This is a genomic window from Paenibacillus sp. FSL H3-0321 (assembly GCF_038002865.1).
GTDB lineage: Bacteria > Bacillota > Bacilli > Paenibacillales > Paenibacillaceae > Paenibacillus_AQ.
Window position 1 is genome coordinate 5711013 of record NZ_JBBODH010000001.1, and the last position, 14116, is coordinate 5725128.

Here is a 14116-nt window from a genome sequence, read left to right on the forward strand (position 1 = left end):
ATACTTTATCCCGCAGTTGCCTCAAGATTTGCTACCTCATATGTATAATCTAATAATCTTCTTATTCTCAATCAGGTAAAAAAGCATTTTACCAGCATTTTGGCTACGTATGCCAAAGTGCATTTTGTCATGCGCAAATGACCGTATTTCAAAGGAGGTAAATCGCTTGGGATCACAGCGGGGACATCTGTTAAAACGAAATTATTTCTTCGCCTTTCTTATACTGATCATTGGCTTCGGCGGTCTGCTTGGCTATGATCTCTATTTCAAGCCGTATGTGCTGTCACGGACAGTAGTTAAGGTGAAGGTGGCTGAGGGTGGTTTTTTACCTAAAAATTATGAGCTGAAAGTGGGAGATCTCTACCTGGATTCTGTCCAGACCAAGGATATTCCCTCAGGGGTCATTACGGAAGTCAGCCAGGTGGAACACAAGATAACTAATGTGAATTTGATGGACGGCAGTATCCTGACGGAATCGCTGGTCGATGTCAGTGATTTGGAGCCGCAGCAGGATGAGGGGATTTTCCCTATTCCGAAGGAAGCCATCTTTGCAATCAACGGATCGCTCCGCAGCAGAGACAAGGTGGATATCTATCTGGTGGAAGGAGATCCGCCGGATAAATCCGAAACCGCCACTCCTACTGCTCCCAATGCATCCGGAGGTCCGGCGTACTCTACAGGAGTCATGCATGATTCATCGGCAAGCAGCTCAGCAAATGAGGCCGCCCAGCCGGCTGAGCCTGCCCGTCAGGTATTCCTCAGCGGTGTCACTGTAAACTATGTCCGTACAGAGGATAACAATGATGTGCTGGATACAGAGAACGGCAACAATAACAACCGCTTTACTTCCACGGGCAAGGTTGCGGCACCGGAACTGAAGCTGAAGAAAAGCGACGGTGAGCTGCTGGGACAATATTTGGAGCAAGGCAAGAAGCTATGGATTGTACGAGTTGAGTAGAAAGGAGGAAGGAAGTCTTGAAAATTTTCAGTCTCGGTATGGATCAGCTAACCATTAACGAAATCAAGCTTGCCGGGTTCACGGTCATCACACAAAGTGTATTGCCCGAAGTCCAACATGCCGAAGGACACATGCTGATGGTAACAAGCGAGCAGGTACCTGTTACAGCCTTAAGCGGACTTCGCCAAGGATACCCGGGTTCAACTATTTTATATATGTATCTGCAAAAGGGAGTCCGCGGCTATCAGTCTATACATATGTTGTGTGAAAGTCTTGGCATATTCTTCATTCCGCCCCGCTCAACATCATCGGCGGTGGTGGAGAAGCTGCGGTACATTCTGGAGGAGGAACACGAGGAGCGCGGAAGTCTGGTCGGATTTTTCGGATCTGGTCCGGGCATTGGCTGTACAAGTGTGGCCAAGCTATTCGCCAGGAGGATTGCGGCAGCAGGACTGCGTGTGATTTTGCTCGGTTTGGATTTGTATGATCCAGGCTATGATCCCAAAACGTCCGTAAGTCTGGACAGGCTGCGGCCGCGTATTACCGGCAAGATGCTCCACCCCGAGGATTTCGCAGGATTGGTTAAGCAGGATGGATATAGCTATTTACCGGGCAACTTCGATTACTTAAGCGCACAGGATTATCAGGAGGAGGAGATCGAATATTTGCTCGCGGAAGCTAAGGCGAACGCTGACCTGGTCGTTGCCGATTTTGGCTCCATTCCTGAAAGTGCCGCGTGGTACATAGGAATGCAGAAATCAGTGCTCCGGATGATCGTAACCCATCCCAAACACGAATATCGTCTTCAGCCCCTGATGGAACTGGCCGGACACATGGACCTCTATCCGCAGGACTTCCAGTGGATTATAAACCGCAGCAATGTCGAAGAGCTGACCTCGCCTAAGAATCTGGCGTTGCGGTTCGGCAGTGAGATTTTGCTTGAGCTGCCGTATTATCAGCCTTTTCTGGAATCACTGCCGCTTGGCAAAAAGGAGCTTCAGCAGGTAGACGACAAGGTCCACTCCCTGTTGGTTAGTCTTGGACTGGCGCAGGAAGCCCGAAAGAGAGGGATTTTTCAATGATCGAATACCGGGAAGAGATGTGGCAAGCAGAACAGAAGCCGGGCCAGAAGCAAGATCACAGGAAGCTGCAAGGTAACCTGTACCCTCGTCCGTATGCGGGGGACAATAGTCCGTCCGGTCTTGAGCCGAATAACCGGCACAGTTATCTGGACTCCCATCGGCCCTTCTCGCTGAAGCAGAGTCTGCTTCGCACCAGCAAGCCGGGCAAGGAGGACTTTTACGCTTTTCTGCAAAAGATGAAAAACGATATGAACGCCGGACTGGAGCGGGAGGATGACAGCTATTTTGAACTGAATGGAAAGGCGCTGATCGGTGATCCGCAGGCGGTTAGCTTTTTTATGAACGAGATCGAGAAATACTTGCGCAAAACACCGTTCACCGGCAAGCTGCCGGAGGCATACCGGACCGCGGCAGAGGCGCTTTTTCACGAATGGAAGGGCTTTGGGCCAGCCTACCGCTGGTTCACGGACCGGGCTTACAGCGAATCTACCGGGCTGCAGATGATCGGGAAGCAAATTTTTTATAACCATCGCGGGAAATTTGTGCCTTATCCGTATGAAATGCCTTCGCTTGACCGGGTCGAGCAGCTGAAGCGCTCCCTGCTGAAAAGTGATCCCAACAAAAAGCTGAACAAGGACAATCCTTCGGTAGAGTTCAAAATGGATGATCCGCTCTGGCCCGGACGGTTCATCCGGCTCGCGATCTGGGTGTCGCCAAGGGTGTGGGACGGCTTTACGACCATCTCGCTGCGCCGCCAGGTTGTGGAGTTTCTGGATCTGGAGGATCAGGCCGGTACGGAATGTATTCCTGCCGAAGCAATTGAACTGATCCGGGCGTTAGCGGCCACGTTCCGCAACACGATTATTGCCGGGGCAGTGGGTTCGGGCAAAACCACTTTTGCCAACACGATTGTCGGGGAGCAGCTGCTCGGTTCCACCTCCTGCATGGGAGTGGTGATGATCGAGAAACATCCGGAGTCGATTTTGCCGTATCAGATTAAAGGTCACCGGATCATTCCGATCCAGGCTGCCAACGAAGAGCTGATGGAAGTCGGGGTAGAGTCGCTGCGGCATGATCCCAATATCCTTTATATGACGGAGATGCGCTATAACGAATGGGAGTTTTACCTGTGGAGCGGAGAAAAGGGCTATGACGGCATCACGGGAACCTTTCATACGGTGGATTCGGAGGATATTCCTTACCAGGGCGCTTTTGCCGTGTCCACACGGATCGGAGGCAGTCTGAAGGGACATCTGATCTCCGCGCTGAAGTCCTGTGAGCTGGTGTTTATTCTGGAAAGCGTTCCGGACGGAAAAAAGCGGCTGGCCCGGATTTCCGAGGTTTTTTATGAGGAAGGCAGCAATTCGGTGTTTGCCAATGATCTGATGCGCTGGGAGGATGAGAAATCCGCCTGGAGCTATAATGACAAGCTGACAACAGCCCTGATGACCAAGATGAAAAAGAAAAATCCGCAGGCAACACGTCTGCTTCTCCATGAGCTGGGGCATCTGGCCGCCATGAAACCGATGGAAGGGCCGCTGAAGGAAAGCCTGAAATCGAGGATTGTGTTAAACGAATGAGGGGGCGGAGAGTGTGGAACTAATCTTTTATATAATCCGCTTTGCTCTTCATGTGCTGGTTGTCTGGGGCATCTGGCTATTGGTGAAGCCGCTTGTGGATCGGCACTTGCGGGAGTTCGGACAAAAAATAGACTATCGGATGAACCTGAGGGTCAGTCTTTTCGGCAAAAAGGTCAGCGGGATCAAAAAAAGAATGTGGCTGTACCGGCATCTGGATGATCTGCTGTATTTCTCACACCGGAAATATGAGCCTGGCCTCAGTGTCATGCGTTTCTCCATGCGGACGGTCTTTCTGTTCACAGCGGTTTTCTTGTCCTGTTTGTTGACGTTAAAAGAGCTGCCGGGACAGATGAGCTTCAGCAATCCTTTTTTGGAGGGGATCAGCTTCAATGAACGGCTGCCGGTTAAAGGTGCTTGGCGCCTTCCGTTATTTGTGGCAGCAATCTCAGCGAGCGTTCCCTATTTGCGGATGAGATACACCTATGCCCAGAGAAAAGTGCGCGGAAGCTACGATTTGCTCGATGTTATCAAAATTGCTACCAAATTCACGCATTTATCGGTAGATGCTATTTTGTCCAGAACATCTGATTTCCTGACTGAAGATAATGTGCTGAAGACCCCCCTACGGTTACTGGGCGCGGCGTTCGCTAATTACAGTAATGAAAGTGAGCTGAATGAGGAAGCGGCCAGATTCTCCGGGGCGATCGGGACAACCTTCGCTGTAGAATTCTTGTCGGACCTGCTGTATTGCGAGAAGGAAGGCACCCGTTATTTAAAAAGCTCGCTCATGATGCTGAATCGGTCCATGGAGCAGCAGCGGGAGACGATTCTGACGGTAAAAGCCGGGAGCAGGGATGCAATCAGCCTGGGGCTGTACGGCAACCTGATAGTGCTCGTATCCTCTGTCGGAACTTTTATTTACATGCTGAAGCCTGATGTTTATTTTAAGCTGCAGTTTGAAACTTCAGTCGGCATTATTTTTCTGACAATCATTATCTCTGGACTTTTTATTTCTTTCATCATTAGTACCATTCTCGCCAGACCCAAACTGGACTACCACTAAGGTGATGAACTATGGATAGATTATTGCTATTAATCTCAATATTTGGTGTTGTATATCTCTCGCTGTTGGTCTTTGTGAGCAGCAGCAGCAGGCAGGAACGATATGTTCACCGGTTAGGTGTGAAGTGGAAGGCGCTGGGGGAACGTGTGCAAAATGAGCGGCTGCAGCAATTACTGCATGGTAGCGGCCTCTCGATATCTGCAAGCAAAATCACACTGTTTCGTTATTCGGCGGCATTGATTTATTTAGCGGTTCAGGTGACGGGTGATTTCATCCGCGCAGTTCCCTTTTCCATCTATGATTTGCTGATTGCTTTACTGATTCTGCTCATCACCAGTCCGCTGCGTTATCTGCCTTTCGGCTGGCTGCTCGCTTGGCTGCATCAGAAAGCACTGATTCAAAAAGACGGTGAACTGATCTCCTTCATCCGCCTCTACGAGAACAACCGGCTGCGCAAGCGGGGGTACATGCAGTTTGGTGCCTTCTGTGCAGGAACGGCCAGCCATTTCCAATACATCCGTCAGGATTTATATGAGCTGTCCGAACGGGCAGTCGATGAAGGGAACGAGCGGGCAATCGAATGGTTCTGCGGTAAATTCCCAGACGGTCATGCTTTTATCAACGATATCCGCTCAATCCTGCTGGCCACGGAGGGGATGGATGATGACACGGAAGCGGCGAACTATTTGCGGGAACAAGGCAAGATCATCACTAAAATCTCCAGCGATCAATATCTCAAAAAATGGTCGTTTATCGGCGACGTTTCCACCATTATCAACGTGATCCCGTCGCTTGCCACTTTCCTGATGATCGTCTCGCTGGCCATGCAGTACATCATGCTGATTAAGGGCAATTTTAACGGTGTGGGGATGTTTCAGTGAGGTTTTTGTTATATTCAAGCATCACTATAAAATATACAATTAAAAGGGAGATATTAACAATGAAAAAAGACGCTATTTCTACTGGACTGTTCATCGCTATCGGATTTCTCTGTGTTGCCATTGTAATTGCCATTTTGGTTCCTTTGGTACGTGATGTGGTCTCTAAGGCGGATGATAACAGACCCGATATCCCCGGTGTAACTATGCTTCAACCTGCCCAGCCGGGGCAAATGGCTCTGGGTGATATTTCACTCCATCAAGTGGGTTAAGACGATATGAAAAAAGACTCCATTTCAGTCGCTATGTTTCTGGCTATCGGTTTTGTGATTGCGGGGATCTTTATTGCGGCAGCAACAGACATCATTGGCGGAAGCCAGGACGATATCATTACACATACCAAGCAAGTGGAGCAGTATTAAAAGGGGGCGTAAAGTTTGAAGGCAACCGTCCTCCGCGCTTTGTTTATGTGGCTTGTCTTGTTCATCATCCTGCAGCCGATCTTTACGTACATCGATTATTTGCTGGATTTGCAGGTCAAAGCCAACACCTCCTATATTACGCAAAAAGCGGCAACAGAAGGCATGGTTACGGCTTCGTTGCGAAGTGAGGTCATTGCGAATCTGAAGGCAGTTGGATTTCCTGAAGCTTCAATTGCAATCACAAGCAGCACGACGAGTGTGCAGGAGCGCAAACAGCGGCTTGATGTGTATGTGACCGCACCTCGGATGAACCTGTTTCCCTATAATTTCTCAGGCATGTCTCAACCGACACGTTATTATGGCCATGGATCGATCATGAGTGAGTATCTTGACTGATTAAGGGATGAATCTAATTTATGGATTATATTATTAAGCTGGCCTTTGTTCTGCTGATTTTTATTTATTCCTGGTTTTTTCAGATCCAGAATCAGGAGTGGGACATGCTGCGCAGTATGCTGAAGGATGCCAACAATATGGCTGTCCACGATGCATCACAGGAACTGAATGAAGCCGCACGGGCACAAGGCCGTCTGATCATCGACCCGGCTGAAGCATACGCCACCTTCCGGCAGTCGCTTCAGATTAATCTGGGCCTGGATGGCGGCCTCTCCCCCCTGGCAGGCAGCAGGCTCCAGACGCAGGTGAGAATTGTAAAGTTCGACATTGTGGATGAATCCACCGGAGTGAATTTTCCGTTCCTTTACGAAGACAGCGCTCATGGCATCGCCAAATACATACAAGGCCCCTCGGTCATCGCTGTTATCGAGACCAAACATCCGGTGCTGGTCACCAGAGCTAAAGTTCAGGAGGCCATTATTGTACCGGCGGTGCAGGAGTATAAGCTGAATGAGTGATTTTGTCAGATGCAAGATATCTGCTATATCAGTTGAACTAAGGACTGGCTAGAGACTAAAGCAGTGGGAGGGTGGAAATGTAAGAGCGATAGCAACCGCCTCCCTCCGGATTTCAACCGCAAAAAGCGGTATAAATCAAGAAATCCGGAGACAACAGCGTAATCGGTAAGTAACAAGATCAACGAACAGGCTGAGGAGAAACTAACCAAGTCTAATTAGAGGAGACGTTAATCTTGAAAAAAGATCCTATCTCAACAGGATTGTTTATCGCGATTGGTTTTCCTTGTATGGGATCGTAATCGCCATCCGTCTTCCCGTCGTTCGTGACGTTATTAATGATGCGGATGATAACAGACCGACAATATCCGCTGCTATGCATTTTGAGATGATAGATTCGTTGGATAGGGAAAGCCATTTGACAGCTTAACCTGAATAAGACTATTGATGTCTTATCCAGGTCTCCCACAGGTATGATTATCGATCCTGTTAATAGATGCCTTACTAAATATGAATATAAGGGGAAATTCAAAATGAAAAAGACAATGATTAAAGCAGCTTTAGCAGGATCGATGTTGTTCAGTTTGGTGTTAGGGCAGGTTGGGGTTACAAACGCAGCAGCAGCAAAACCGGCAGCTACAGTTGCTCCAGTCGTAAGGGACAACCTTTCAAGCTATGGTCTGAAAAAGGATATCGAACTGCCGGTGACTGTGACGACAGGTGGTTTCAGTTATACGCTTGAGAAGATCATGATCATGGAAACAAAGTCTGCTGCTGCTCAGGCATTGATAAAAAAATACGGTTATTCAGTAGACAAGAAATATTTCATTTGGACAAAAATGACGATTGCAAATAATAGTAAGGTTGTTGTGCAACAATCTTCAAAGGATATGAGTGATAAATGGCGGTTGATCTTTGAAGACGACGCCTATAAATCCATGCCTGCCCTAAAGGCTGATTTAGTAAATAATAAAGAAGCTTTATGGTCTTGGAAGTTAGCACCGGGTCAAAAACTCTCAACTTATCAGGCATATAGTTATGATGGTTCTTTCGATGTATTCCTTATCACTGTAGACAACAAAAAGGGTAGTGAATTTAAGTATGTAGTTCCACAGGTGAAATAAAGTGAAAAAAGTATCTATTATTATCTTTTGTTTATTGTTGTGTTTTCCTTTTTTTACACATTCCGCAAAAGCCGCTGATACGAAATCTGTATCAGTGGCGATCCCAATAAAAACGGGATTGATAGGATCTAATAATAGCGCAAAGACCTTCACTCTGGATCTTCCCAGTGGAGTAACTAGCACCTCTATTAAAACAGGAACACTAAAATATAACGGTAATAACGCAGTAATCGGTGCAATTTCTGTGGAGAATGGGAAAATTAAAGTTACGCTTAAGGGTAATGAAAAATTTGAAAATACAGATGTTATAGGTAAAGACGGTCCATTTAACAAGAAATTCTTCTCTAACGTAGGCAACTCCATCTGGAGATATTCCGACGGGAAAAGATGGCAGATCAATGATTATAAACCTTTACTTAAAATTCAACAAACTTACAATCGTAATGCAGGTGATCCTCCTCCTTCTCAGGTTCCACCTTTAACAGAGGTAACAACTTATTCTGAACCTAAAGATCCCAGTAGCGCAACTTGGTATACGACTGATGGGACAGAGACTGTTCCATACAGCAGCGTCGAATCGTCTAGCATTAAAACAAATATGGGGACGATACAGGGTAGCCCAGGAACAATTGATAAAATAAATGAACGGTTTTATATCGTCAACTACTCTGTACCATCTGGGAGTTTTTGGCCGGAAATTCCTCCTGCTTCGTTTGATGGTACCAATGTAATTGGCCGGTTGTATTATGTTACTATCCCTTATTACTTCGAGGGTAAAGTCAAACAAACCACATACAGCTATGCCGGCAATGTTTCCTTTGATTATGCTCTTCAAGAGGGACCATCCCTTACCGGATTAGTCATCGTTAACAAACCCGATCCCAATCCATTCAAATATGCTAATGCGGATGTGCCGGTCAACTTGACCCTAAAAGGAATACTTTCGGGGTATGAAAATTCCTCTAACATCGCAGAATGGGTGTTTTATGCGCAGGAAAAAGAAAGCCCCAGTACGTTAGACACCAAGAAAAGTTTTGAGAAAAGTAAAACAAGCAGTCAGGCATTTAGTAAATTTAAGATCCCAAAGATGAAAGTTGAAAACAGTAAAGATAATTATCAGCAGGTTTATGAATTACGGGTTACGGTACGTTTCAGCAAGCCGATTGAAACGAAAGAGGGGAAGATCGATCAACTCTCCGAAAAGTTAGAGGCTACCGTGGAAGTCTATAAGGGCGAACCCACTGTTAGCTTCCCTCCTAATATCGAAGAACCGCCAACTCCAAAGGGAAGACCTCCTGTAGCTTCCATTTTTGCTAACCCTATCGTTAAAGCCGGGGATGAACTTGTTGCTAATGGTTCGGGATCTTATGATCCGGATGGAGACATCATCGGTTATTATTTCGCCTCTGAGGGAGCCAATTTCGTGTCCTACTCTCAAAAAGGAGATTTGGCCACCCTGTGGTATCCCTCCGAACGAGTGGGGCAAAATTCCATTGGGCTTACGGTAGTGGACAAGGACATGATGATCGACAGTGCCGGTACCTTCATCCGGGTCATTGAGCCGATTCCGGAAGCGCTCCTGGAGATCGGCGGGACGAAGAAGCAGAATCGCAAGGTGACGCTGATCGACAAGAGTACCAGCCCGAAACATTATCCAATCAAAACCGATAAAACCAAAATCACCATTTCTGCGGTGGCCGGGGCTGGAGGCAGTAATGCAGCCATCAAGTATAGCGGCAGCTTAAATGGTATATATCAAAAAGATGTTCTATTTAGGGAGCCGGGGCTATATAAGGCTACCATTTATGTAGAGAACACTTTAGGGTATAGCGCAACGAACGAAGTCACCTTTGAAATTGTGCCGGACGATCCTCCGATCATGTACTTTTCCACACCGGGGAGAGTTTACCGAGATCCACAAAAGGGGAACAAAGCGATAGTCACTCTGGATGATCTGTCCTATTCGCCTGACGGCGATATCATCAGCCGTAGAGTGTGGGAGTACCGTTTTGATTCGGACAACGATAAGAGTTTTTCGGACGAATCCTGGGTGGTATTCAGCGATGCAAATGAGCACCGGCTAAATTTGGAACTTTCGCATGTGGGTAGATATGAGATCCGGCACACTGCATATGAAACCTTCAATCAACCGACCATTGATGAATTTGTGACAGCAGCAGATCGGAGACATGCCGATTCATCGGATCAGCATATTGATGAGAAAATTGTGGAGGTAATGAATCTTGGACCCGAAGGGGATTGGGCATGGTAAAACGGATTGTAACTGTACTGCTCTGCTGGTTGATGGTCCTTTCAGTGTTCCCGGAAGCTTTTCCGGGAACAGCTAAAGTGAATGCCCTGGATACAAATATTATCCAATATGCGGATGTAATCATACCCGCATGGAGCGATACTTTATCTTATTCCGACGATGAATACGGAATTATAAGAAACGGTACTTTGATATTAGATGCATCTGAGACAACTTTTACAAATATAACGTTTAATAAAATCACTAAAGAATTTAATTATAAAATTCTTCCCGCCCAGTATCGGGCAAGGAGAACAAATATTTCTAGAGATATGTATATAGGAAACAAGGTTCAGTTCGGTATGTATATGGGGATTAGAGATGATCTTCCGGATTACCCTTGGCACAATCCAGTGGATGAAATGCATTTTAGAACCAGTCAAGATTATCTCCCGGAAAAAAACCCACCAGAGCAAAATGAACGAGAAGTAGATACGATGGTGGATATTCTACATGATAGTCATGAGACTTTCAAAGAATATGAAGCCGAATATCCGGGGGTTCAAAAGCGCATCGTCAATCCACCAACACAAATGGAAGTTACGGTTATCTTGCAGAATGATGTAGTTGATTACAATCATTCGAGATCTTTTAGCATAAGCAAAATTATGAATTTTGATCTGGTAGTGAACTCAACGCCTACTTTGTCACTCACAACACCAAGCGGCCAAACGCTGCAAAATGATGCAGGTAAAAGCCTTCTTAATGTGGAGGGCTATGTACAGGATGCGGATAATAATGATGTTACCGTTAGTGTAGAAGTCCCTAATGTGTTGTACAAGAAAATTATCGTACCCAAAGCACATAATACCAAAGCGTTTTCGATCCCTATTGATGTCCTAGAGGATGCGATACCTCCAGGTGACTACACGGTAATTGTGAAGGCGGTCGATCCCTCGAATGCTTCGGCCTCTGCTTCGATGTCCTTTAAAGTGAGGCAACGGTTAAAGCGTAGTGCATTCGTGCTTATTAATAGCCAAATCCAGAACAGCACATCATACAGCGATTATGAGGGAGATGCCAAATACGCGGAGCGCTTTAAGTACCAGCATAATCCCGATTATTTTGACAACAGTATGGGACTGCTTGCTGATTCCGGAGCCTGGCGGAATTCGCCGTATGATTCCTTTCCATTCACCGGTTACTATGTCGTCACCTATCAGCCCAAGGATACGCCAACAGCAGATAACCGTTTTGATGAATACCGGATGTGGGGCAGTGACAACTTTACGAAGCTATCCTTCCAGGTACACCGTAAGCCGATTGCCTTATTCACTGCTAAATTAGTCGGAGGAGCTTTGCAGATCACCGACAGTTCCTATGACTCCGATCATATCTCCAGAGTGGATAAGGGGCTGACGCAGCGGCAGTGGCAATATAAAAAAGGCGATGAAGAGTTATGGCAAGAGGGTACCCCTTCAGGGACGTTATCATCTACCGAAAACTATGTTATCCGCCTGCGGGTGAGGGACATTGACGGAGAAAATGCTTTGGGCGTGTGGAGTGACTGGTGCGTACGCACGGTTGGCACAGCGGCGGGGAACCTGCCTCCGGTAGCACTGTTTACCGTAGAGCCGAGCACCGTTTCCTACCGGAAGGCAACCACGATCACTGACAAATCCTTTGATCCCGATAATGACCCACTGGATACCTATCAATGGTCCGTCGTGAAAAATGGTTCACAGACGGTATGGTCCTATACCGGTGGAGCCAGTACCCCGCCGAATATCGCCAGCTATGGAGTGGGAAGTTATCAACTGACCTTAAAAGTACGCGATAACCGCGGATTATGGTCTGAGCCTTACAGCCAGAGCGTGACAGTAATGAATCATCCCCCGATTGCTGACTTTAATATGCCTACGGAGGTATACCGGGATACGGTCATTGCTTTAGAAAATTTGACTCCAGATCCGGACAAGGATGGTGACAGCTTGTCCTATGTTTGGAAAACAGCGAACCGTGAAGGTCCATATTATGCTGTAGGGACCAATCGAAATCAGACTGTGGTCATGCAAAATCTAATTAATGCGAACAGTCTTTCGCCCAAACAGTCCATTTCGGATCGATGGGAGATGAAGTTGACCGCATCCGACGGATCGCTGAGTTCAACGGTTTCCCGGGCGTTCACCGTGCTGAATCATATTCCAACAGCGAAGATTATCGGGAAGACACAAGTTTATCAGGATGACATACTTACATTCAATTCAGCGGACGTAGACGAAGATACAGCGGATCAGCACACACTTCGGTATTACTGGAATGTTACGGACAGCAGCGGCCAAATGAAGAGCTATACTACCCCGAATATAGAGGTGAGCTTTCCAGAGACGGGTACCTACCGTTTTGAGCACTGGGCGATTGATCAGATTGGAGCGAAGTCCAATATCGCCACCTTGGAGGTTAGTGTTATTCCAAACCTGCCGCCATCGCTGACACTCACCACTCCGGTAGGAACGGCAGCGAATCCTTCCGTCATTGATGCGCAGCTGCTGGGAGATCCGCTAGTGAAGTGGACATACAGTGATCCGGAGAACGACGCGCAAGAGAAGTATTTATTAGAGTTTTATGACAAGAACGGATCATTAGTTAAAACCATTCAGAACAATGATCCCACCGGCACGCTACGGCAGTATCAGATTCCGAACCCGACCTTTGAGCGGTTCGTATACTTTTATCTGTACGGCCGCGCATACTCCAAAGGTTCCTGGTCGGAAATTTCGAATGAGAAAGCCTTCATCCTCGATAATCCGCCGCAGCCGGGCTTCACCTTACTGACGGACACAGGACGTAATGCAGCCCTGGTGCCGATCTACCGGACGGATGTATTGAATATACAGGATAAGGCGACAGATCCGGATATCGTGAAGGGCGACAGCATTAGCCATAAGTATTATCTGAAGCCGGCCGGCGGAACCGAGAGCTTAGTCAGCGGGCAGAGTAACTTCAGCAAGCAGTTCGCCATGAACGGTACCTTTACGCTGCGGCAGGTAGTGACAGACTCCCTGGGGCTGTACCGGGAATTGTCGCAGTCCATCACTGTGGCCAATCGGCTGCCTACGGTTAACATTACGTACCCGACCAGCAGCAGTCAGGCGAGTCCAACGGTAGTCAATACGCTAACACCGATTATGAAGTGGGAGTACCAGGACGAGGATGGAGATCTGCAGCAGCGGTATAAAATGCGAATTATTAATCTTACGACCGGGGCTGTGACTGTACAGTCGGGGGAACAGACTTCAAGTGCGAAGCAGTGGCAGATCCCGGCAGGAAGCCTGGCAGAAAATCAGAAGTATGCAGTGGAGGTAGAGGCGTATGATGGCTTCGACTGGAGCAACGTGTCTCCACGTAAATATTTTATGGTCAATCTGCTGACGGTGAAGGGCGGAGTGCAGCACACAGGGGAGTGGAACAAGAATAGGCAAGCTTATAATTTAAAAAAGAGCGGGAATGCGGAGAGTCCGCGAGGCTATAACATCTTTTGGGCGGGAGAGAGTTTTGTACTTGAGGCAAAAGCTACGGGTATGCCAGATACGGTTGATGTGACCATGACGGGTGGCTACACGGTTCAACTGAATCCGGTGAACAGCGACAGAACGCTGTGGACTGGCGAACTGTATGATCCTGCTTTTGAAAAGCTGCCGGATGGTCCGCTTGCGTTCACTTTTACCGCTAAAAATGAGTTTAATACCAAAACGGATGCTGTGACAGTAACTATCATGGGGGAATGGACCGAATATTTTCAGAGTCACCGGATAAAATAAAAGCAAAACCGGACGGGCGGAGGGAT

At 47.3% G+C, this 14116-nt stretch carries 12 protein-coding genes; all 12 read left to right on the forward strand.

Annotated features, from left to right (window positions below; all coding sequences use genetic code 11):
• Positions 1-166: 166 nt before the first annotated feature.
• The gene (locus MHI45_RS25550) at positions 167-958 is read left to right on the forward strand and encodes a hypothetical protein (protein ID WP_341119628.1); all 792 of its coding nucleotides are present in this window, start codon (positions 167-169) and stop codon (positions 956-958) included.
• A gap of 17 nt (positions 959-975) precedes the next feature.
• On the forward strand, positions 976-2040 hold the full coding sequence (locus MHI45_RS25555) for a hypothetical protein (protein WP_341119629.1): 1065 nt from the start codon (positions 976-978) through the stop codon (positions 2038-2040).
• The gene (locus tag MHI45_RS25560) at positions 2037-3620 is read left to right on the forward strand and encodes an ATPase, T2SS/T4P/T4SS family (protein ID WP_341119631.1); all 1584 of its coding nucleotides are present in this window, start codon (positions 2037-2039) and stop codon (positions 3618-3620) included. The genes MHI45_RS25555 and MHI45_RS25560 overlap by 4 nt, the downstream gene beginning before the upstream one ends.
• 13 nt (positions 3621-3633) lie before the next feature.
• Positions 3634-4683 carry a hypothetical protein gene (locus MHI45_RS25565; RefSeq protein ID WP_341119632.1) on the forward strand — a complete coding sequence of 350 codons (1050 nt, stop codon included), beginning with the start codon at positions 3634-3636 and terminating at the stop codon, positions 4681-4683.
• An 11-nt stretch (positions 4684-4694) separates the two neighbouring features.
• Positions 4695-5564, forward strand: coding sequence for a hypothetical protein (locus MHI45_RS25570; protein ID WP_341119633.1), 870 nt, complete (start codon positions 4695-4697; stop codon positions 5562-5564).
• A 59-nt stretch (positions 5565-5623) separates the two neighbouring features.
• Entirely contained in the window at positions 5624-5833 is a 210-nt protein-coding gene (locus MHI45_RS25575; RefSeq protein ID WP_038587086.1) for a hypothetical protein, read from the forward strand.
• 6 nt (positions 5834-5839) lie between these two features.
• Entirely contained in the window at positions 5840-5983 is a 144-nt protein-coding gene (locus MHI45_RS25580; protein WP_156130821.1) for a hypothetical protein, read from the forward strand.
• 15 nt (positions 5984-5998) lie between these two features.
• On the forward strand, positions 5999-6379 hold the full coding sequence (locus MHI45_RS25585; protein WP_038587089.1) for a hypothetical protein: 381 nt from the start codon (positions 5999-6001) through the stop codon (positions 6377-6379).
• 20 nt (positions 6380-6399) lie between these two features.
• The gene (locus MHI45_RS25590) at positions 6400-6897 is read left to right on the forward strand and encodes a hypothetical protein (RefSeq protein WP_038587090.1); all 498 of its coding nucleotides are present in this window, start codon (positions 6400-6402) and stop codon (positions 6895-6897) included.
• A 530-nt stretch (positions 6898-7427) separates the two neighbouring features.
• Positions 7428-8018 carry a hypothetical protein gene (locus MHI45_RS25595; RefSeq protein ID WP_341119634.1) on the forward strand — a complete coding sequence of 197 codons (591 nt, stop codon included), beginning with the start codon at positions 7428-7430 and terminating at the stop codon, positions 8016-8018.
• 1 nt (position 8019) lies between these two features.
• A complete protein-coding gene (locus MHI45_RS25600; protein ID WP_341119635.1) occupies positions 8020-10290 on the forward strand; it encodes a hypothetical protein in 2271 nt (756 codons plus the stop codon).
• Entirely contained in the window at positions 10284-14090 is a 3807-nt protein-coding gene (locus tag MHI45_RS25605) for a glycoside hydrolase family 78 protein (protein ID WP_341119636.1), read from the forward strand. The genes MHI45_RS25600 and MHI45_RS25605 overlap by 7 nt, the downstream gene beginning before the upstream one ends.
• The last annotated feature ends 26 nt before the right edge of the window (positions 14091-14116 follow it).

Bases quoted from the DNA above. Each gene is read 5' to 3' on its own strand.
- MHI45_RS25560 (WP_341119631.1), top strand. From the start codon at position 2,037: ATGATCGAATACCGGGAAGAGATGTGGCAAGCAGAACAGAAGCCGGGC.
- MHI45_RS25570 (WP_341119633.1), top strand. From the start codon at position 4,695: ATGGATAGATTATTGCTATTAATCTCAATATTTGGTGTTGTATATCTC.
- MHI45_RS25575 (WP_038587086.1), top strand. From the start codon at position 5,624: ATGAAAAAAGACGCTATTTCTACTGGACTGTTCATCGCTATCGGATTT.
- MHI45_RS25580 (WP_156130821.1), top strand. From the start codon at position 5,840: ATGAAAAAAGACTCCATTTCAGTCGCTATGTTTCTGGCTATCGGTTTT.
- MHI45_RS25590 (WP_038587090.1), top strand. From the start codon at position 6,400: ATGGATTATATTATTAAGCTGGCCTTTGTTCTGCTGATTTTTATTTAT.
- MHI45_RS25595 (WP_341119634.1), top strand. From the start codon at position 7,428: ATGAAAAAGACAATGATTAAAGCAGCTTTAGCAGGATCGATGTTGTTC.
- MHI45_RS25605 (WP_341119636.1), top strand. From the start codon at position 10,284: ATGGTAAAACGGATTGTAACTGTACTGCTCTGCTGGTTGATGGTCCTT.